Origin of the sequence: Caballeronia sp. dw_276, assembly GCF_018449635.1 — a bacterium.
Taxonomy (GTDB): Bacteria; Pseudomonadota; Gammaproteobacteria; order Burkholderiales; family Burkholderiaceae; genus Caballeronia.
In genome coordinates, this window is the sequence record NZ_JAAVUV010000004.1 from 405,114 (window position 1) to 424,996 (window position 19,883).

Sequence of the window (19,883 nt, forward strand, 5' to 3'; positions counted from 1 at the left end):
AACTGGATAGTTAATCATGAAAAACATCATTCGTCCTGTGATCGTGTTGTTCGCGGCGCTGACCGTCGTGACCGGGCTCGTATATCCGGTCGTGGTGACCGCCGTGGCCCACGCTGCGTTTCCGGGTCAGTCGAACGGCAGCGTGATCGAGAAGAACGGCAAGCCGATCGGCTCCGAACTCATCGGGCAGCAATTCGATGCCCGTGGCTACTTCTGGGGCCGTCTGTCTGCAACTTCGCCGAATCCGTACAACGCGACTGCATCGAGCGGCTCGAATCTCGGTCCGACCAACCCCGCGCTCGCCGATGAAATCAAAGGCCGGATCAGCGCGCTCCATGACGCCGATCCGAACAACACCGCGCCAGTTCCCGTCGACCTCGTGACGTCATCGGGCAGCGGTCTCGATCCGGAGATCAGCCCGGCTGCCGCCGCGTACCAGATCGACCGCGTGGCGAAAGCGCGCAAGCTCTCGCACAACGACGTCGATGCACTCGTTCAGCGCGCAACGACTGGCCGCCAGTTCGGCATCCTTGGCGAAGCACGCGTGAACGTGCTGAAACTGAACCTTGCGCTCGACGAACTGAAGCCCGCAAGCTGATGGACCGTCCCGACCCCGACGAGCTGCTCGACAAGATCCAGCGCGACGAAGAGAAGAAGCAGCGCGGCAGGCTGAAGATTTTCTTCGGTGCATCGGCTGGTGTCGGGAAGACCTATGCGATGTTGCAGGCCGGACACCGGCGTCGCGATGAAGGCGTCGATACCGTTGTCGGCATCGTGGAAACGCACGGCCGCAAGGAGACGCTGGCGCTCGTCGGGGGGCTCGAAGCCCTACCGCTGACAATGTATGAATATCGCGAACGTCAGTTGCCCGAGTTCGATCTCGACGGCGCGCTTGCGAGGAAGCCGCAACTGATCCTCGTCGATGAACTCGCGCATTCGAACGTGCAGGGCGCGCGGCATCTGAAGCGCTGGCAGGATGTGTACGAGCTGCTCGATGCCGGTATCGACGTGTACACCACGGTCAACGTACAGCACCTCGAGAGTCTCAACGACATCGTGGGGCAGATCACCGGCATTCGTGTATGGGAGACCGTACCGGATCGCGTGTTCGATCTCGCCGATGAAGTCACGCTCGTCGATTTGCCAGCCGAAGAGTTGCTCGACCGCTTGAGAGATGGCAAGGTTTATCTGCCGCAGCAAGCCGCCAACGCGGTCAAGAACTTCTTTCGCAAGGGCAACCTGATTGCGTTGCGCGAACTTGCGCTGCGACGTACCGCGGACCGCGTGGATGCGCAAATGCGCGAATATCGCGCGGATCAATCCATCGGTCGGATCTGGCAGGCGCGCGAACGCTTGATCGCATGCATTGGACCGGGTCCCGAAAGCGCCGCGCTGGTTCGTTCGGCCGCGCGCCTGGCTGCGGGGCTGAAAGCCGACTGGCTCGCCGTCTATGTCGAGACACCCAAGCTGCAACGTCTTCCTGATGTATGGCGCAAACGCACGCTCGACGCCCTCAAGCTTGCGTCCGAACTGGGCGCCGAAACGGTCACGCTCGATGGTACCGATGCAGCCGCGACGCTGGTCGCGTATGCACGCATGCGAAATGTATCGAAGATCGTGGCCGGCGCATCCGATGCCCCTACATGGCGTCGCATGTTCGATCAGCCTGTGGCGGAATCGATCGTTCGTCGCGCCAATGATATTGACGTGACGCTGGTCGGCGCAGGCGCGGCGAAACAAATGGGTGAGCATGGCGAAAGCATGCCGAGGTTCTCGGGTGTCTTGAGCGAAGACCGCTCTCCGCCCAACGCGTATTTTTATACGGTTGCCGTCGGCATTGCTATCACCGCGGTTGCGCGGCTGCTGTCGCATCACATCGACCTGACAAATCTGGTGATGCTGTATTTACTCGGCGTGGTTTTCGCCGCTGTGCGGCTTGGACGCGGGCCGGGTGTGCTGCTTTCGTTTCTGAGCGTCGCCGCATTTGATTTCTTTTTCGTTCCGCCGCAGCTTTCGTTTGCGGTATCGGACACGCAGTATTTGCTGACGTTCTTTGTCATGTTGCTGACGTCGCTGACGATCAGTCAGTTGACCTCGAACCTGCGGCGCCAGGCTCGCGTTGCATCACTACGGGAACGCCGCACGGGCGCCATGTATGCGATGACGCGCGAGCTTGGCGGCGCGTTGATGACGGAACAGATCATCGAAATAGGAACGCGCCATGTGGGCGAAGTCTTCCAGGCGAAGGTCGCGGTCCTGCTTCCCGGCAGCACTGAAAAAGTCCGCCAGAAAGTGGACGATCCCAACCCGCAAGTGACGCTCGATGCGGCGGAACTCGACATCGATATTGCGCAGTGGGTGTACGACCAGCAAAAGCCGGCGGGACGTGGAACCGATACGTTGCCCGCAAGCAATGCGCTCTACTTGCCGCTCAAGGCGCCAATGCGCACGCGCGGTGTCCTGGCGCTGATCACGGCAAACAAGGAAGAGCTTGCGGTGCCCGAGCAGCAGCGCATGATCGATACCTTTGCTTCTCAAATCGCGCTGGCGCTGGAACGTGTGCACTACGTGGAAATCGCGCAGGATGCGCTCGTGAACATGGAATCGGAGCGCATGCGCAACTCGCTCTTGTCAGCGATCTCGCACGACTTGCGTACGCCGTTGACTTCCATTGTCGGCTTCGCGTCCATGCTCGAAGAACAGCGCCGCGCGCCCGATGCCGCTTCCGACCACTCCCGCGAACTGGTTCATGCAATTCACGAAGAAGCGCTGCGCATGAGCGGGCTCGTGACGAACCTGCTGGACATGGCGCGCCTTCAGGCGGGAAGCATACGGCTGAACCGGCAGTGGTTGATGCTTGAAGAAGTGGTCGGCGCGGCACTCGCGGTGTGCCGTCGAACGCTTCTCGGCAGGCCGGTGCAAGTGCGCGTGCCGGCAGACCTTCCGCTGATTCAACTCGATGCCGTCTTGATGGAGCGCCTGCTCGCAAACCTGTTCGAGAACGCGGCGAAGTACACGCCGGCCGGTTCTGGGCTTTTCATCACAGCGGCCGTCGAAGAGCATGATGGTGAGCGTGTCGTGAGGGTTTGCGTGGATGACAATGGTCCCGGTTTGCCGGCCGGCATCCAACCCATCCTCTTCGATAAATTCACGCGCGGCGAAAAGGAATCGGCTAAACCGGGTATTGGTTTGGGGCTTGCGATTTGCCGTGCGATTGTTGAAGCGCATGGTGGGAAGATCGGCGCAGAAAACCGCCCGGACAGCGATGGAAAAGTGCTTGGCGCGCGTTTCTGGTTCACGTTGCCCGCGAGTGAAATGCCGCCCTTCAAAGCGCTACCCGATGAAAGTGGCGTCGAGCTTCCGGATGCCACATCGAACGCGGATCGCCCATGAGCGAGCCGACGTTGACCGTCGTCCTGATAGAGGACGACAAGCAGATACGTCGTTTCGTGCGCACGACGCTGGAAGCGCAAGGTATGAACGTGTTCGAGGCGGAAACCGGGCAACAGGGCTTGCGGGAAGCCGCGTTTCGCTTGCCGGACCTGATCGTTGTCGACCTGGGTTTGCCGGATACCGACGGCATCGATGTCATTCGCGAATTGCGTACGTGGACCGAGCAACCCGTGATCGTGCTTTCGGCGCGCACGCACGAGGACGCGAAGGTGGCAGCGCTCGATGCAGGCGCGGACGATTACCTCACCAAACCCTTCGGCGTGTCCGAACTTCTTGCGCGTATTCGTGCGCAGTTGAGACGGCGCAATCGCGGCGGGCAGCAGGAAACGCCGCAGGTCCGGTTCGGGATGGTCACGGTGGATTTATCCGAGCGACGGGTCACGCGCGATGATGTGCCGGTACATCTCACGCCCATCGAATACCGGTTGTTGACGACCCTGGTTCGCCATGCCGGTCGCGTGATCACGCATCAGCAATTGCTGCGCGAAGTGTGGGGGCCTGCATACGTGGACAACCAGCACTATCTGCGCGTCTATATGGGGCATCTCAGGCACAAGCTTGAAGCCGATCCCACGCAGCCCGTGCATATTTTGACCGAGACGGGAGTGGGCTACAGGCTGGCGGGAACGCAGTAGAGAGGCGCTGGAACTCGGCAACATTTCCCGCGATGCATTGACGCGTTATTGATAGTCGCCGGCACGCTTTTATCTAGATCGATATATCAAGCGGCGTAGCCTTCGTGGACGTCAACGACAAGACCCTGCGATGCATTCACACCAGGCATTGAAAGCGCGAGCACCGAACGCATTGCGCAAGTTGCTGAACTACAAAATCGCGTGTGCTGCGCTCTTTCTGACGATCGCAAGCGCGGTTCAGGCGAGTGACGGTGTGACCGGGTCCGTCAGAGAGGTTGTCGCGAAGGATTTAAGCCAATCTCCGCAGGTCGCAAACGTAGCCGTGGTGCTTTGGCGGCAGTATCGCGTCGCGCGGCAAGAGGCCACGCTGATTGCGCAAGCCGTTCTGGACGCAGCGAATCAATATGCGGTTTCGCCCGTATTGTTGCTTGCAGTCATTGCAACCGAGTCTGGTTTTGATCGGCAAGCAGTGAGCGCGGTGGGTGCGCAAGGCCTGATGCAGATACTTCCTGCCGCTCATCCGCAACTGATCGCGGCGAGTCACGATCTGACCGAACCTGCCGAGAACGTGCGCATTGGTTCATCGATCTTGCGTCAATATCTGGACGCTTCCGGCGGCGACCTGGGAGCCGCGCTCAAGCGTTATAGCGGTGGTGGCAAAGGTTATGCGCAGCGCGTCGCTCTTCGTATGCGTCAGTTTTCGGCGAGCCTGGACGGGTCAGTGGATCACTTTGCCAAGGCGCCTTGAGATTATTTTTATATCGCGCGGCGCGAATTTTTTAAAGGATTAACGCGGCGCCTGCTTTAATCGAGTTGCTTCAAGACGCTTGCATGCTCTGCTAGCTAACGCCTCGTGCAAGCGGATGACTAGAAACAACCAAGAGTGCACAACCGTGTTAAAGCTTCATACCGCAATGCGTATCAGAGGAACGGCCAAAGTCATTTGCGTTGCGATCATCGCAAACCAGGTGCTGACAGCTATATTTGCTTATGCCGTAAGCCAGCTCGATCCAAACACGCCAACCCTGGTTACGACCATTTTCAGCTTCGTTACCTGTGCACTCGTCAGCATGTGGCTACAGGCTGACGCCCGGCGCGCCTATTTACGAGCGCGCGAGCAGGGCTGCATTACGCCGGTGAGCAAGACGAATCCGGCGCTCAAGATTGCACCGGATTGCCCCAAACCCTGGCTCGTGATCCTGCATATAGAAATGAACCCTGCAGCAGTCGGTTTGTAAATCTACGGCTTTATTTGTTGCTGCCTGCACCGGTTCCGTACAAACCATTGTTGAAGCCGCCGGCCCCTTCTGTCTTGTGCTGCTTGCCGGCGGTCATGCCACGCGCATTTCCTGCGGCCTCTTTCGATTGGGGCTTGAGCGATTCGTGTACCGTCGATGCGGACGCGTCCGGCGCCGTGCCGGCCGCCGACGTACGGTTATCCTGAGACGAGCTTCCATTTCCTTGCGAAATTTGCGCGAGGCTGTAGGTGCTGAACGCAAGCAGCATGGACCCTAGAAGGACGGCAGTCGAATGCGGTAGTAAGCGCTTGCGGAATTGCGCATTAAAGGCTGGGGCCGACACCGCTTTGTTAGTTTGTTGAGCCATGAGCGCATAAAAAGTTGGGGGATTGGTTTCTTACGCACGAACAATGCCCGCTTATTACTGAAAAACTACAACACATTACTCATTGATTACAAATCGCGTTGTTAAGTTTTTTGTTAACGGCCGCCAAAGCGGCTTCCCGCCTCTTCCGACAACGCTCAGCGCCAACCTTTCTGCGAAATTAACTCCGCGACTTTATAATCGACCCCGTCCCCTACAAAGTCCGAGGCGAACGATGTTACAAATGTCCCGGCGACAGTTCCTGAAGGTTTCCGCAAGCACGCTTGCCGGATCGAGTTTAGCCCTGATGGGTTTCTCGCCGGCGCCTGCCTTAGCGGAAGTCCGCCAGTACAAGCTGTCGCGCACTACCGAAACCCGTAATACCTGCCCGTACTGCTCAGTCGGCTGCGGCATCCTGATGTACGGTCTGGGCGACAACGCCAAGAACGCCAAATCAAGCATCATTCATATCGAAGGCGATCCGGATCACCCGGTCAATCGCGGAACGTTGTGCCCCAAAGGCGCAAGTCTTATCGACTTCATTCATAGTCCGAGCCGGCTGAAGTATCCGGAATATCGCGCGGCGGGATCGAATGAATGGAAACGCATGTCGTGGGAAGACGCGCTCGATCGCATCGCCCAGTTGATGAAAGACGATCGCGACGCCAATTTTGTCGAGACGACGGAAGACGGCAAGAAGGTCAATCGATGGCTGACCACTGGCATGCTTGCAGCATCGGCCGGAAGCAACGAAGTTGGATATTTGACGCACAAGACTGTTCGTAGTCTTGGCATGCTCGCATTCGATAATCAAGCACGTGTCTGACACGGCCCGACGGTGGCAGGTCTTGCCCCGACGTTTGGCCGTGGAGCGATGACGAACCATTGGGTCGACATCAAGAACGCGGATGTGATTCTGGTGATGGGCGGCAATGCAGCCGAGGCGCACCCGTGCGGTTTCAAATGGGTTACCGAAGCCAAGGCGCACAGAAAGGCAAGGCTCATCGTGGTCGATCCGCGCTTTACGCGGACAGCTTCGGTCGCGGATTATTACGCGCAGATTCGCACGGGATCGGACATCGTGTTCCTGGGCGGCGTGATCAATTATCTGCTGACCAACGACAAGATCCAGCACGAGTACGTCAAGAACTACACGGACTTCCCGTTTATCGTCCGTGAAGATTTTGCGTTTACAGATGGCTTGTATTCCGGCTATGACGCGGAAAAGCACAGCTACGACAAATCGACTTGGGACTACGAACGCGGCGACGACGGCTACGCCAAGATCGATCCTACGTTGCAGCATCCGCGCTGCGTCTACAACCTGATGAAGCAGCACTATTCGCGCTATACGCCCGAGCAGGTGGAGAAAATTTGCGGCACGCCGAAGGAGAAATTCCTGAAGGTCTGCGAGATGCTCGCATCGACCGCGGTGCCTGGTCGCGCCGGGACCATCCTGTACGCGCTTGGATGGACGCATCATTCGGTCGGTTCGCAGATCATCCGCACCGGGGCGATGGTGCAGTTGCTGCTGGGTAACATCGGCATTGCGGGTGGCGGCATGAATGCATTGCGCGGCCACTCGAACATTCAGGGTTTGACGGACCTCGGGCTGATGTCGAACCTGCTGCCGGGTTATATGACATTGCCCATGGAAGGCGAGCAGGACTTCGACGAATTCATCAAGAAGCGCGCAACGCAGCCGCTGCGTCCGAACCAGTTGAGCTATTGGCGCAACTATCGGGCGTTTCATGTGAGTTTCATGAAGTCGTGGTGGGGCGCCAACGCGACCGCTGAAAACAACTTCGGTTTCGACTATTTGCCCAAGCTCGATAAGTCCTACGACATGCTGCAGGTGTTCGAGCTGATGAATCAGGGCAAGATGAACGGGTACATCGCGCAGGGGTTTAATCCGCTGGCCGCGGCGCCGAACAAGTCGAAGATCGGCGCGAGCCTCGCGAAGCTCAAGTGGCTCGTGATCATGGATCCGCTGGCTACCGAAACGTCCGAGTTCTGGAAGAACTTTGGCGAATTCAACGACGTGGATGCATCGAAGATCCAGACGGAAGTATTCCGCTTGCCGACCACGTGTTTCGCGGAAGAGCGTGGATCGCTCGTCAGTTCAAGCCGCGTGTTGCAATGGCATTGGCAAGGCGCGGACGGGCCGGGTGAATCGAAGAGCGACCTCGAGATCATGTCGGGTCTGTGGCTGCGCATGAGGAAGGCGTACAAGGAGCAGGGCGGTAAATATCCTGATCCGATTCTCAACATGAGCTGGCCTTATTCGGACCCGGAAAGCCCGACGCCCGAAGAAATCGCGATGGAGTTCAACGGCCGTGCGTTGGACGATGTGACTGACGTCGCCGATAAAACCAAGGTCCTCGCGAAGAAAGGCGAGCAGTTGTCGAGCTTCGCGCAACTTCGCGACGACGGCAGCACTGCAAGCGGTTGCTGGATTTTCTGCGGATCGTGGACGCAAGCCGGCAACCAGATGGGCCGTCGCGACAACTCGGACCCAACGGGTATCGGCAACACGTTGAACTGGGCGTGGGCATGGCCCGCGAACCGGCGGATCTTGTACAACCGTGCGTCGTGCGATGTCAGCGGCAAACCGTTCGATATGACCCGCAAGCTGATTGCATGGAACGGCAAGGCGTGGGCCGGTGCGGATATTGCCGACTTCAAGGCGGATGAACCGCCTGAGAACGGCATGAATCCGTTCATCATGAATCCGGAAGGCGTCGCGCGTTTCTTCTCGCGCGACGGCTTGGTGGAAGGACCGTTCCCCGAGCATTACGAACCGTTCGAAAATCCGCTGGGCTATAACCCGATGCATCCGGACAACAAGGCGGTTGTCAGCAATCCGGCGGCGCGGGTGTTCCCTGACGACCGGGCCGCGTTCGGCACGCACGAGAATTTCCCACATACGGCAACGACTTATCGTCTGACCGAGCATTTCCATTACTGGACCAAGCATGCGCGACTCAACGCGATCGTGCAGCCGCAACAGTTCGTGGAAATCGGCGAGGACCTGGCGAAGGAGGTCGGCGTAGTTGCGGGGGATCGCGTGAAGGTGTCGTCCAATCGCGGGCATATTGTTGCCGTTGCGGTCGTGACGAAGCGGATCAGGCCTTTGATGATCGAGGGGAAGAAAGTACAAACAGTTGGATTGCCGCTGCATTGGGGCTTCAAAGGACTTACGAAGCCGGGCTATCTCGTCAACACGCTGACGCCTTCCGTGGGCGATGGGAATTCTCAAACACCGGAATTCAAGTCGTTTCTCGTCAAGGTCGAAAAGGCATAAGGAAAAGAGATGGCACTGCAATCACTGGATATCAAACGTCTTTCCGCCACGACGCTGCCCGAGCCGCAAGTTCGCGTGCCTGTTACGGGAACGGTTGCTAAGCTGATCGATGTATCGAAGTGCATCGGCTGCAAGGCTTGTCAAACGGCGTGCATGGAATGGAACGACTTGCGCGACGAAGTCGGCGACTCCATTGGCGTGTACGACAACCCGCGTGACCTCTCCGAACATTCGTGGACGGTCATGCGGTTCTCGGAATACGAGAACACCGAGGGCGATCTGGAGTGGCTGATCCGCAAGGACGGCTGCATGCATTGCGAGGACCCGGGGTGTCTCAAAGCGTGTCCATCGCCGGGTGCGATCGTGCAGTACACGAACGGCATCGTGGACTTTCACGAGGAGAGCTGTATTGGTTGCGGTTACTGCGTGACGGGTTGCCCGTTCAACGTGCCGCGTATATCGAAGCAGGACAATCGCGCTTATAAATGCACGCTGTGTTCGGATCGTGTCGCAGTTGGACAAGAACCGGCATGCGTGAAAACGTGCCCTACCGGCGCCATCATGTTCGGCACGAAAGAGGACATGAAGCAACAGGCTGCGGACCGCGTGGTGGACCTGAAGGAACGCGGCTTTGCGAATGCAGGTCTGTACGATCCTGCAGGTGTGGGTGGCACGCATGTCATGTACGTGCTGCATCACGCCGACAAAGCCAACCTCTATCACGGCCTGCCGCAAAATCCGAAGATCAGCGCGATGGTTTATCTTTGGAAGGGCCTGGCAAAACCGTTGGCGCTCGCCGGCATTGTGGTGGCCGCGCTAGCGGGTTTTTTCCACTACACGCGGGTTGGGCCGAACGAGGTGTCGGAGGCGGAAGAAGCCGAGGCACAACGTGAAGCCGCTGAAGCACGGGAGGCATCCGATGACGCACGATAAAGACGCTGTTCCAAGGGACGTGAAGGGTAACGGTCTGATCCTGCGCTACACGCCAAATGAACGCACCAACCACTGGATCACCGCCATCACGTTTATCTTGCTGGCGTTGTCCGGACTCGCCATGTTTCATCCGGCCATGTCGTGGTTATATGCGCTCCTGGGCGGCGGGCAATGGACGCGCATTCTGCATCCGTTCATTGGCTGCGTGATGTTTCTCTCGTTCCTGATCCTTGCGTTGCGTTTCTGGCACCATAATTATCTGGACAAGAGCGACGTGCAATGGATGCGCCAGATTGGCGACGTACTCAACAATCGCGAAGAAAAACTCCCCGCAATCGGCAAGTACAACGCGGGCCAGAAGCTGCTGTTCTTCACCATGGTTGCGTGCCTGTTGCTGCTTCTGGCAAGCGGTATCGTGATCTGGCGGCGGTATTTCTCGTTTTATTTTCCAATCGAGATCATCCGTCTTGCCGCTCTCGTGCATGCTGCTGCCGCGTTCGTGCTGATCGTTGGAATCGTGGTGCATATTTATGCGGCGTTGTGGATCAAGGGATCGATCGGTGCGATGACGCGCGGCACCGTGACTTACGGCTGGGCGAAAAAGCATCATCCGAGATGGTTCAAGGAGATCATCGGAAAGTAAGTCCGCCTGTTTGAAGGCTGCATCCGATGTAACCAGGCCGCCGCCGTTCTTTGCTTCTGGAAAAAACGCGGCGGCTTTTCAGTTTCAAGAGGTCGACAATCGTGGTCCAACGCATTCTAGAAGCGGGCGATATCGAATCGCTCGATCAATCCGCAATACCGCGCATCCGCACGCCAGAGCGTGGCACGGTGTTTCTGGCGCGTGCGGCACGCTTGCGCGCGCTTGCAGAACGCAGCAACCCTATAGCGGGATATTTGCGTCTGATGGCAGCGCTTGCCGACGCACAACAAGACGTAATCCAGGATTTCAAGGCAACACCGCCAAGCCCCGAGCTGATTGCCAGCGCCCAGAAACATTCCATGCCGTTGATCCCCGCCTTGTCAGGCGTGCGCGATCCGGCATGGCGTGATGTGCTCGTTCGTTTGCTCGATAAACTTAATGTCGCCGGTCCGCTCACCCCGGCTTTGGAACAACTGATCTCCAGGCTCAAGTCGCTTGATGCCGCCACGCTCGAAGCGCAAGCTGACGCGATTTTTGCGCAGCGTTTCGCCGAAGTGGATCCGGCGAGCGCGCCGTTTATTTCGGCCGCGCTGCAAGTGGTGTGGACTGATCTTGCAGCGGATATTGATAAACGCGATGTGCCGTATATCGAAACGCTTGGCCTTTGCCCAATTTGCGGATCGCATCCCGTCGCGAGCATGGTGCGCCTGGGCGGCGCGTACGAGAATTACCGCTTCCTGCAGTGCGGTTTGTGCGCCACCGAATGGCACATGGTCCGCTCGAAATGTTCGAATTGCGATTCGACCAAGGGAATTGCTTATCACGCACTGGGGACACCGGATGCTGATACGGAAACCAAGGAACGCGAATCGAAAAAAGCACCGTTGAAAGCGGAATCTTGTGACGAATGCCATACGTACAGGAAGATCGGCTTTCAGGACAAGGATTACGACTTCGAACCGTTCGCCGACGATCTCGCCAGCTTGACGCTGGATCTGTTGATGGGCGAGGAAGGCTACCGGCGCGCCTCGCCCCATCCGTGGTTATGGCCGGAACAAGTCGACGATAAAACTGACCAACCTGGCGAGTCCAATTAAAAAGGATCGGCTTGTGAGCGATGTAACGGGCACAGAGCTGCGGGCGCTGATGGCGCACGTGCCGTCTGTGGAGCAGGTGATGGCGTCGGACGGGTTCGCGGCGCTGGCGGAAGAATTCGGGCGCACGCAGGTGCTGGCTACGCTGCGCGGCGCGCTCGACGGTTGGCGCGCGGCTGCGCTGGCCGGTTGCGCGTCCGTGGGTTCGCTCGATTTGCCGGCGTTGACGGCTTCGGTCGAGCAGAATCTTCGCGAGCGCAATCGCGCGAAATTTCGCACGGTCTTCAACTTGACGGGTACCGTTCTCCACACGAATCTCGGCCGAGCCTTGCTGCCCGATGCCGCCGTGAGCGCGGTCGTCGCCGCGCTGACGCGCCCGGCGAACCTTGAGTTCAATCTCGAAACAGGCAAGCGCGGCGATCGCGATGATCTTATCGATGAACTCATCTGCGAGCTGACCGGCGCCGAAGCTGCGACTGTGGTCAACAACAACGCGGCGGCTGTATTGCTGACTTTGTCGGCCCTCGCGCCGAAGAAAGAAGTGATCGTGTCGCGCGGAGAACTCGTGGAAATCGGCGGCGCGTTCCGCATTCCCGACATCATGATGCGCGCCGGCGCGAGACTGCGCGAAGTCGGAACGACGAACCGCACGCATCTCAAGGATTACGACGAGGCCATCGGTCCGCGTACCGCGTTGCTCATGAAAGTGCACACGAGCAATTACGCCATCAACGGCTTCACCAAGGAGGTGACGGTCGCGGAGCTGGCGCCGCTCTCGAAGGAGCGCAGCGTGCCCATGGCGGTCGATCTGGGCAGCGGCACGCTGGTCGATCTCACGCAATGGGGGCTGCCGCGTGAAGCGACCGTGCGCGAAACGATCACCGCCGGTGCGGATCTCGTCACGTTCAGCGGCGACAAGTTGCTCGGCGGTCCACAGGCCGGCTTGATTGTCGGCAGGCGGGACCTGATCGCGAAGATCAAGAAGCATCCACTCAAGCGTGCGTTGCGCGTTGGCAAGCTGACGCTTGCCGCGCTGGAGCCCGTGTTGCAGCTTTATCGTGCGCCGGAATTGCTCGCTGAGCGCCTCACCACATTGCGTTTGCTGACCCGTCCCGCCGACGCGATGCGCGCTGCCGCCGAACGCGTTCAGCCGGCGTTGCAACGCACCGCGGGCGAGCGTTATACGGTAACTGTAGAGCCAATGTTCAGCCAGATCGGCAGCGGCGCGTTGCCTGTCGATCTCCTGCCGAGCTATGGCTTGGTCGTCAGGACGGCCGATGGCAAACGCGGCGGACGCCAGTTGCTTGCGCTCGAGAAGAAGTTGCGCGAGTTGCCACGGCCGCTTGTCGGCCGCGTTGCGGACGATGCATTGCGGCTCGATCTGCGTTGTCTCGAAGCTGCCGACGAAGCAGAATTCGTGGCGCAACTGGCGGGTTCCGAAGGATGATCGTCGGCACGGCGGGGCATATCGATCACGGCAAGACCACGCTGGTTCGCGCGCTCTCGGGCGTGGACACGGACCGTCTGAAAGAAGAAAAGGCGCGTGGCATTTCAATCGAGCTTGGGTACGCATACGTGCCGCTCGATAGCGGCGATGTGCTGGGCTTCATCGATGTCCCGGGTCACGAGAAACTCGTGCACACCATGACGGCGGGCGCGAGCGGCATCGATTACGCGTTGCTCGTGATTGCTGCGGACGACGGCGTGATGCCGCAAACGCGCGAACATCTTGCGATTCTGCAGTTGCTCGGCGTGAAGCAGGGCGCGGTTGCGTTGACCAAAACAGATCGCGTGGACCCACGGCGTTTGCACGACGTGCACAACGAGATCAACTCGTTTCTGGCGGGAAGCACATTGCAAGACGCGCCCGTCTTCGATACCAACGCAACCCTGGCCGACGATCCCGGCGTCGCCGCGCTCGATGCGCATTTGCGCGCGGCGGCCGCTGCATGGCGCATGCGTCGCGACGATGGCTTGTTCCGGCTTGCCATAGACCGCGTGTTCACGCTCGCCGGGCAGGGCACCATCGTCACGGGCACCGTGGTCGCGGGGCGCGTAACAGCAGGCGATGCATTGATGCTTGCGCCGAAAGGCGAACGCGTGCGCGTGCGAAGTATTCACGCACAGAATCGCGCAGCCGAATCCGGTCGAGCTGGCGAGCGGTGTGCGCTCAATCTTGCGGGGATCGAAAAGGACGCGATCGATCGCGGTGACTGGATCGTCGATCCGCGGTTGTCGCGGGCGTCGGAGCGCATCGATGCAACGCTTACGGTGTTACCCGACGCCACCGTCACGTTGCAGCATTGGGCGCCGGTACATGTGCATCTTGGCACGCAGCATCAGGTCGCGCATGTTGCGCTGCTCGATGGCGATTCGTTGGGCTCTGATCAGATCGGGCGTGTGCAGCTCGTTTTCGAACGTCCGCTTTGCGCGTTGCCGGGCGACAGGTTTATCGTGAGGAATGCGCAGGCGAACCGGACGATCGGCGGCGGTCATGTTCTCGATCCATTCGGGCCAGCGCGCAAACGGCGCACGCCGGAACGCCTTCAATGGCTCGACGCAATCCAGGCAATGCTCGACACCGGCACGCTCGATGCGCTGCTCGATCGCGCGCCCAACGGTCTGCCGCGTTCGCTGCTGGAGCAAATGAGCGGCATGCCGGCGGCACTGCTGAACCTTCCCGCCGATACTCGCACGGTTACGCTATCCGGCGACGATGCACTGTTCATTGCAGGCGCAACGTGGCGGGCGCTGACCGTTCGTTTGCTTGCAGCGTTGAAGCAGTTCCACGAGCGTTCGCCGGATGAGCAGGGACCCGATGCATCGCGTTTGCGCCGCATCGTTGCACCGCAGATGGACGACGCACTGTGGCGCGCGCTGATCAACGACGCATGCGCGGGCGGCGATGTCGTTCGAAGCGGGCCGTGGCTGCAGTTGCCTGATCACACGGTCACGCTAGACGAAGCCGATCAAGTGCTTGCACTGAAGTTATTGCCCGCCGTGAAAGCAGGTGGTTTCAATCCGCCGTGGGTTCGGGACCTTGCTGTTTCGATCGACGTGTCAGAAGAGCGCGTGCGTCTGTTACTGCGCAAGCTCGCGCGGCAGGGAGAAGTGTTTCAGGTGGTGCGGGATCTTTTTTACCATCGCGATGCAATTCGTGAGCTCGCCGCGATCGCGGCATCGCAAGCAGAAAACAACGATGCAAGACTGGCTGCAGCGCCTTTCCGCGATGCCACTGCGCTCGGCCGCAAGCGCGCAATCCAGGTTTTGGAATTTTTTGACCGCGTTGGATATACTCGCTTCCACCGTGAAATGCATGTGATGCGCACAGATAGCGGTTGGCTCGAGCTGCTTTGATCGAGACACAGTACAAAATGTACTAGATGGTTAAAACGAAGGAAGGCATTCGTATCCGGTGGTACGGCTGGGCTTCAAACCCAGTTGAGGGCGTCAGACGCTCTCAGGTCGGTTCGACTCCGGCTGCCTTCCGCCAGACACCGCGCCCCGGCACGGGCGTTCTTGTTGTAGAGGAAACCATAGGTCGAGCGCGCCAGCTTGTGGCTCCGCTTCGTACCAGGCGTTTCCAGAATCTAACAGGAGCGGCTGCCGCTTGTAGGCGTCGCGTCACGGTCAGTCGAGGAATGTGTCGGCGCGAGCCCTGCGGGACCATCGCCAGAACCGATTTTTTGCGTCCTCGATGCACGACCAAACTTTTGCCGGTATGCGGCTGGACTCGTGAGGGCTATGCGCCGGAAGTGCCTGCGCATCGACTCTTCCGACCCAAACCCCGCTAACTCGGCGATGCGGCCAATGGGCATGGGTGTTTGCGCTTCGAGCAACTCACGGGCCAGCGCCACGCGCTCACGCACGAGCCATTCGTATGGCGCCATGCCAGTGGCGTCGTGAAATTGCCGCTGCAACGTGCGCGGACTCATCGCCGCCCGGTCGGCGAGCGAGCGCAGCGTGTGGTTTAACGCGGGATGCCGGCGCACCCAGTCCATCAACTTTGCCAGACGCCCGCTTTCGTCCTGCGGCATTGGACGCGGCACAAATTGCGCTTGACCGCCCTCGCGATGCGGCGGCACCACGAGCCGCTGTGCGACCCGGTTCGCTACTGCGCTGCCGTGATCGCGTCGCACCAAATGGAGCAGCATGTCCAGCCCCGCTGCCGATCCCGCCGACGTGATGATCTGTCCTTCGTCGACATAGAGCGCGTCGGGCTGCACGCGCACTTGCGGATACCGCTGCTGCAGTTTCGTGGCGTAGCGCCAGTGGGTCGTCACGGTCTTGCCATTGAGCACGCCTGCCGCCGCCAGCACGAAAACGCCGGAGCAGATAGAGCAAAGACGCGCACCACGCCGATGTGCAGCGCGGATCTTCTTCAGCAGCGCTTCAGGTGGCAATTCGTCCGCATCACGCCAACCGGGCACGACGATCGTATTCGCGCGATCCAGTAGCTTGAGGGTGTAGGGCGCGACGACCGTGATGCCGCCCGCCGCGCGCAGCGGGCCGGGCTCGCTCGCGCAAACCCCGAAGCGATACCAGTTGACCCCGAGTTCCGGACGCTCCAGTGCGAACAATTCGGTCACGCAGCCGAATTCGAAAGTACAGAGCCGGTCGTAAGCCAGCGCGACGACGAGATGATTATCCATGGCGTGATATTACCGGACATTGACGATTACGCCACTTACCGGATTGTCGACACGACTCCAAAATGCATCTGGATCGCTCCGCCGGGCGACGCTTCGTCAGGTCACCGTGTTCACCTTATTAATCGGACTTCAAACATGTCTACCATCAACGTGATAAATGCCGTCAACGCTATCCCTGCCACCGACAGCGCCGCCGCGCTGGCTCACTTTCACGCGTCGCTGCAATTCGAAACCGACTGCTCAGATGTCGCCGCCGCGCTCGCCAGCGGCACGCCCGGCTTCGTGCTGCTCGACGTTCGAAGTCCGGCGCTGTTCGCGCAAGGCCATGTGCCTGGTGCTGTGAACCTGCCGCACGGCAAGATCGTGGCATCGAAGCTCTTGGACTATGCGTCCGATACTTTTTTCGTCACGTACTGCGCAGGTCCGCACTGCAACGGCGCAACACGAGGTGCAATACGGCTGGCTCAGTTGGGACGGCCGGTGAAGGTGATGATTGGAGGTGTTACCGGTTGGCTCGACGAAGGCTTCGAACTTTCTGCTAGCGAAGTCGCGCAACCACGACCTTCGACGAAGGAAAGCTGATTGATACGATCGATTTCCGCGATCCTTTTCCATTGCATCAGCGCGAAAGTATGCATCTCCGGGCGTGACGCCGCAGGTAGACGTTATTGAAGATCAGCGCCATACCGGTCATGCATGCGCCGACGATTTGAGCGCTGAACGTGTAGACAACCCAGCAGCATGCTCCGATCAGAACCACCACGTTCGCTGCATAGTGTTGCGGCTCGTGCAGCGCACCTGCGATGTCACCTTTCGCGACCACAACGCGTTTTGAAAGCCAGGGCTCCGCCTGAAAAAATAAAGCGATCCGGTGCAATTCTGAACAATTATCATCGCCGTGAAAATCAACTAACGGTCTGGTTGACCAGCATCATCCTTGGCTAGCGGCCGAGGGATCACTCGTCAATGCGCACGATGGCATCGCCTACGCCTATGCAGCCTCGCGTAAGTACCTTCGCCGTTATGCCACCAAATCCCCGCGTCGCGTTATATCCACCTACGCCAAGTGTTTCCTCGAGGCGCGAGCAGGGATGACATTCTCCAGTCATTTCGAGTACCGCATCGCCAACGCGGAACTTCCGGTCTTTCAACGCCAATAGATTGATGCCGCGCGTAACCAGGTTGCGACGAAGGACCTCAGGCGCGAGCGTTTCCACCCCAAGATGACTTGCGATCGCCGCAAGACCTTCGGCCTGGATGAGCGTCACTTGCCGCTTTCCCGAATCGCGACCGTAGTGATCGCCTTCCAGCCCGACGTGCGGGTCCAGGATGGCTTCGTCGACGGGGCACATGGCCAAACGCCGCTCGGGCCGCACGCCGATCCACATAAGTATTCCGGATCTGACCGGTGCATTGAAAAGCCGGGTGAGCGAGGACTGTGGGTTGAGCGGCATGAATAGAAAACGTGTTGAATGGAGATGTTTGTTAAAGGCGCATGACGCAGATCATCCCGAACGGACATCAGTTGCGCGCCGCGCGTGTGCCGCATCCAGTGAGGGCCTGCCCGCCGCAACGCCTTGTTGACTCATGGCAATGGGATCTAGGCAGCTGCCGAAGAGCCAAATATGAGAGTGAATAGAGAAATGTACCACCACCAAATTCTGGGCGGGAAAGAGGCGGGCGCTGACTTGGATTCAGTCAACCTCGATTCTCTTACGTCAGAAGCTCGGATTGCCCGACTTACGAAGTAGGGCATTTGGAAGAAGACCGCCAAGGGTACATCCAAGCGTTGTAATCGCAAGGTGAGACCGGCTGTTGTGCACCGGCCTGAGCCGCAGGTTGATCGATGGCCGGCATGACACACGCGAGGTTTCTCAATCGCCCGTGTTCGGCCGGTTTGATGCGTTGGATCTTCGGAGGGTCAACGATCCTGTGCGACCGGATCTAGTGCGCTCCAGCCGCCGCGTCACTGCTGCCCTTCGCCGGTCGCGTGATCCAGATCAACGGGATTATGAGAATGAAGATAAATGTTGAGATATAAAAGAAATCGTCCAAGCCCATGATGGCTGCCTGGCTGTTCACCGTAAAGTCGAACAGGGCGTGGGCCGACTGCGGGCTCATTTGGAGTAGCGACTGGGTAGAGTCGATTGTCTGATTGAAAAGCGGGTTGTCGACGTTGGCCTGTTCAGTCAGGCGCACGTGGTGCAGGATGGTGCGGTTGTTCCAAACAGTACCTGCAATGGACGTCCCCGCTGCGCCGCAAAAGATCCGCACAAAATTAGATAGTCCCGCAGCGGCCGGAATTCGTTCAGGTGGGAGACCGGAGAGAATGATCGAAACGAGCGGCACGAACCATAGAACGGTAGGGATGCCCTGCAGCAGTGTTGGCAAGACGAGATGCCAGGTGTCGACTTCAGCTGTGTACCAGGTACGCATGTAGAACACGGCTGAGAACCCGCAAAACGCCATGGTCGCAATGATCCGCGCGTCCCATCGTTGCAAGATGCGGCCCATGAATGGTGACAGGATTACCGCGAATATCCCGACCGGGGCAGTCACGATACCCGCGTCGAATGCACGGTACCCGAGATACTCCTGCATCCATTGCGGCAACAGCACGAGGTTGCCGAAATAGATCGCGTAAGAAATAGAGATCGCGACAGTACCGCCAGCAAAATTTCGGACTCCAAATAGCCTGAGATCCACGATCGGGTTTTCTTCCGTCAGTTCCCACACGAGGAAAAACGCGAAACTGATCAAAGCCGCGATACCTAGCCAGATGATGACCGCAGAGTTGAACCAGTCGAGGTCCTTGCCTTTGTCGAGCATGATCTGCAACGACGCCACCCACGCAATCAAAAGAACGAGTCCGACAATGTCGATGGGAAGCTTTTTGGTCTGGGTTTCCCGGTCGCGGTAAATGATCCACGTCACGCTCGCTGCCAGCAGGCCAACGGGAATGTTCACGTAGAAAATCCACGACCAGCTGTAGTTGTCGGTGATCCAGCCGCCGAGCAGTGGACCCGCAATAGGTCCCACCGTTGCCGTCATGGCCCACAAGGCAAGTGCAGTGCCTGCTTTTTCCTTCGGGTAGGAACCAAGAAGGACGGCTTGCGAAAGCGGAATCAGCGGACCGGCCACAATGCCTTGCAAAATTCGCGCGCCCAGCAGGAACGGCAAGGTCGGAGCGATGCCGCACAGCCAGGAAGCGAGCACGAACAGCAAGATCGAACCGACAAACAGTTTGATCTGCCCGATGCGCTGCGTCAGCCAGCCGGTTAGCGGAATCGATACCGCATTGGCGGCGGCGAACATCGTGATGACCCACGTCCCTTCGTCTACCGATACGCCTAGATTGCCCGATAAATTGGGGATCGCCACATTGGCAATCGATGTATCGAGCACGGTCATGAAGGTCGCAAGCGCAACGACGATGGTCGCGATGACAAGCTGGCCGCCCTTGAGCGGCGGGTACTGCTTGGGCTGGGATGTGGGTGCTGAAGCCATGGATAAAGGTAGTTGCCGTTACGCAATGACGGACGAAACAGGTCCGGCGGCAACATGCGC

Annotated in this window: 16 protein-coding genes and 1 tRNA gene; 13 read left to right on the forward strand and 4 right to left on the reverse strand. The window is 59.0% G+C overall.

The window, feature by feature from the left end; genetic code table 11:
* Window positions 1-16 precede the first annotated feature (16 nt).
* The 5 genes from kdpC to HB633_RS10735 all read left to right on the forward strand — a co-directional run bounded on the left by kdpC (window position 17) and on the right by HB633_RS10735 (window position 5,326).
* Window positions 17-598 carry a potassium-transporting ATPase subunit KdpC gene (kdpC, locus tag HB633_RS10715; RefSeq protein ID WP_213778070.1) on the forward strand — a complete coding sequence of 194 codons (582 nt, stop codon included), beginning with the start codon at window positions 17-19 and terminating at the stop codon, window positions 596-598.
* Window positions 598-3,393, forward strand: a complete 2,796-nt coding sequence (locus tag HB633_RS10720) for a sensor histidine kinase KdpD (protein WP_213778071.1) — start codon at window positions 598-600, stop codon at window positions 3,391-3,393. The genes kdpC and HB633_RS10720 overlap by 1 nt, the downstream gene beginning before the upstream one ends.
* Window positions 3,390-4,088 carry a two-component system response regulator KdpE gene (gene kdpE, locus HB633_RS10725; protein ID WP_213778072.1) on the forward strand — a complete coding sequence of 233 codons (699 nt, stop codon included), beginning with the start codon at window positions 3,390-3,392 and terminating at the stop codon, window positions 4,086-4,088. Before HB633_RS10720 ends, kdpE begins: the two co-directional genes overlap by 4 nt.
* Before the next feature lie 130 nt (window positions 4,089-4,218).
* The gene (locus HB633_RS10730; protein ID WP_213778073.1) at window positions 4,219-4,836 is read left to right on the forward strand and encodes a transglycosylase SLT domain-containing protein; all 618 of its coding nucleotides are present in this window, start codon (window positions 4,219-4,221) and stop codon (window positions 4,834-4,836) included.
* A 145-nt stretch (window positions 4,837-4,981) separates the two neighbouring features.
* Entirely contained in the window at window positions 4,982-5,326 is a 345-nt protein-coding gene (locus HB633_RS10735; RefSeq protein ID WP_346730294.1) for a hypothetical protein, read from the forward strand.
* Window positions 5,327-5,336: 10 nt separating this feature from the next.
* On the opposite strand, the gene HB633_RS10740 is transcribed toward HB633_RS10735, so the two are convergent.
* The gene (locus HB633_RS10740) at window positions 5,337-5,594 is read right to left on the reverse strand and encodes a beta-xylosidase (protein WP_255580856.1); all 258 of its coding nucleotides are present in this window, start codon (window positions 5,592-5,594) and stop codon (window positions 5,337-5,339) included.
* Window positions 5,595-5,925: 331 nt separating this feature from the next.
* Here HB633_RS10740 and fdnG point away from each other — a divergent pair, with 331 nt between their 5' ends.
* The 7 genes from fdnG to HB633_RS10775 all read left to right on the forward strand — a co-directional run bounded on the left by fdnG (window position 5,926) and on the right by HB633_RS10775 (window position 15,157).
* Window positions 5,926-8,994, forward strand: coding sequence for a formate dehydrogenase-N subunit alpha (fdnG, locus tag HB633_RS10745; protein WP_213778074.1), 3,069 nt, complete (start codon window positions 5,926-5,928; stop codon window positions 8,992-8,994).
* A gap of 9 nt (window positions 8,995-9,003) precedes the next feature.
* On the forward strand, window positions 9,004-9,927 hold the full coding sequence (gene fdxH, locus HB633_RS10750; RefSeq protein WP_213778075.1) for a formate dehydrogenase subunit beta: 924 nt from the start codon (window positions 9,004-9,006) through the stop codon (window positions 9,925-9,927).
* Window positions 9,914-10,570: a formate dehydrogenase subunit gamma gene (locus HB633_RS10755; RefSeq protein WP_213778076.1), complete on the forward strand. Its 657-nt coding sequence runs from the start codon at window positions 9,914-9,916 to the stop codon at window positions 10,568-10,570. The genes fdxH and HB633_RS10755 overlap by 14 nt, the downstream gene beginning before the upstream one ends.
* 101 nt (window positions 10,571-10,671) lie before the next feature.
* Entirely contained in the window at window positions 10,672-11,667 is a 996-nt protein-coding gene (fdhE, locus tag HB633_RS10760; protein WP_213778077.1) for a formate dehydrogenase accessory protein FdhE, read from the forward strand.
* Between the two features lie 13 nt (window positions 11,668-11,680).
* Entirely contained in the window at window positions 11,681-13,111 is a 1,431-nt protein-coding gene (gene selA / locus HB633_RS10765; RefSeq protein WP_213778078.1) for an L-seryl-tRNA(Sec) selenium transferase, read from the forward strand.
* Entirely contained in the window at window positions 13,108-15,021 is a 1,914-nt protein-coding gene (gene selB / locus HB633_RS10770; protein ID WP_213778079.1) for a selenocysteine-specific translation elongation factor, read from the forward strand. The genes selA and selB overlap by 4 nt, the downstream gene beginning before the upstream one ends.
* Before the next feature lie 40 nt (window positions 15,022-15,061).
* A tRNA-Sec gene (locus tag HB633_RS10775) sits at window positions 15,062-15,157 on the forward strand.
* A 97-nt stretch (window positions 15,158-15,254) separates the two neighbouring features.
* Here HB633_RS10775 and ftrA read toward each other — a convergent pair.
* Window positions 15,255-16,316 (reverse strand): transcriptional regulator FtrA, encoded by a 1,062-nt coding sequence (ftrA, locus tag HB633_RS10780; RefSeq protein ID WP_255580857.1) that lies wholly within the window; start codon window positions 16,314-16,316, stop codon window positions 15,255-15,257.
* A gap of 135 nt (window positions 16,317-16,451) precedes the next feature.
* Between ftrA and HB633_RS10785 the strand changes: the two genes are divergently transcribed.
* Entirely contained in the window at window positions 16,452-16,898 is a 447-nt protein-coding gene (locus HB633_RS10785; protein ID WP_213778080.1) for a rhodanese-like domain-containing protein, read from the forward strand.
* 374 nt (window positions 16,899-17,272) lie between these two features.
* On the opposite strand, the gene HB633_RS10790 is transcribed toward HB633_RS10785, so the two are convergent.
* Together HB633_RS10790 and HB633_RS10795 are read right to left on the reverse strand one after the other, a co-directional pair.
* The gene (locus tag HB633_RS10790) at window positions 17,273-17,704 is read right to left on the reverse strand and encodes an MOSC domain-containing protein (RefSeq protein WP_346730295.1); all 432 of its coding nucleotides are present in this window, start codon (window positions 17,702-17,704) and stop codon (window positions 17,273-17,275) included.
* A gap of 556 nt (window positions 17,705-18,260) precedes the next feature.
* Window positions 18,261-19,823 (reverse strand): DHA2 family efflux MFS transporter permease subunit, encoded by a 1,563-nt coding sequence (locus tag HB633_RS10795; RefSeq protein ID WP_213778082.1) that lies wholly within the window; start codon window positions 19,821-19,823, stop codon window positions 18,261-18,263.
* Between the last annotated feature and the right edge of the window lie 60 nt (window positions 19,824-19,883).

Coding starts and splice junctions, on each gene's coding strand:
- kdpC (WP_213778070.1), top strand. CDS start 17: ATGAAAAACATCATTCGTCCTGTGATCGTGTTGTTCGCGGCGCTGACC.
- HB633_RS10720 (WP_213778071.1), top strand. CDS start 598: ATGGACCGTCCCGACCCCGACGAGCTGCTCGACAAGATCCAGCGCGAC.
- kdpE (WP_213778072.1), top strand. CDS start 3,390: ATGAGCGAGCCGACGTTGACCGTCGTCCTGATAGAGGACGACAAGCAG.
- HB633_RS10730 (WP_213778073.1), top strand. CDS start 4,219: ATGCATTCACACCAGGCATTGAAAGCGCGAGCACCGAACGCATTGCGC.
- HB633_RS10740 (WP_255580856.1), bottom strand. CDS start 5,594: ATGCTGCTTGCGTTCAGCACCTACAGCCTCGCGCAAATTTCGCAAGGA.
- fdxH (WP_213778075.1), top strand. CDS start 9,004: ATGGCACTGCAATCACTGGATATCAAACGTCTTTCCGCCACGACGCTG.
- HB633_RS10755 (WP_213778076.1), top strand. CDS start 9,914: ATGACGCACGATAAAGACGCTGTTCCAAGGGACGTGAAGGGTAACGGT.
- selB (WP_213778079.1), top strand. CDS start 13,108: ATGATCGTCGGCACGGCGGGGCATATCGATCACGGCAAGACCACGCTG.
- ftrA (WP_255580857.1), bottom strand. CDS start 16,316: ATGGATAATCATCTCGTCGTCGCGCTGGCTTACGACCGGCTCTGTACT.
- HB633_RS10785 (WP_213778080.1), top strand. CDS start 16,452: ATGTCTACCATCAACGTGATAAATGCCGTCAACGCTATCCCTGCCACC.
- HB633_RS10790 (WP_346730295.1), bottom strand. CDS start 17,704: ATGTGGATCGGCGTGCGGCCCGAGCGGCGTTTGGCCATGTGCCCCGTC.
- HB633_RS10795 (WP_213778082.1), bottom strand. CDS start 19,823: ATGGCTTCAGCACCCACATCCCAGCCCAAGCAGTACCCGCCGCTCAAG.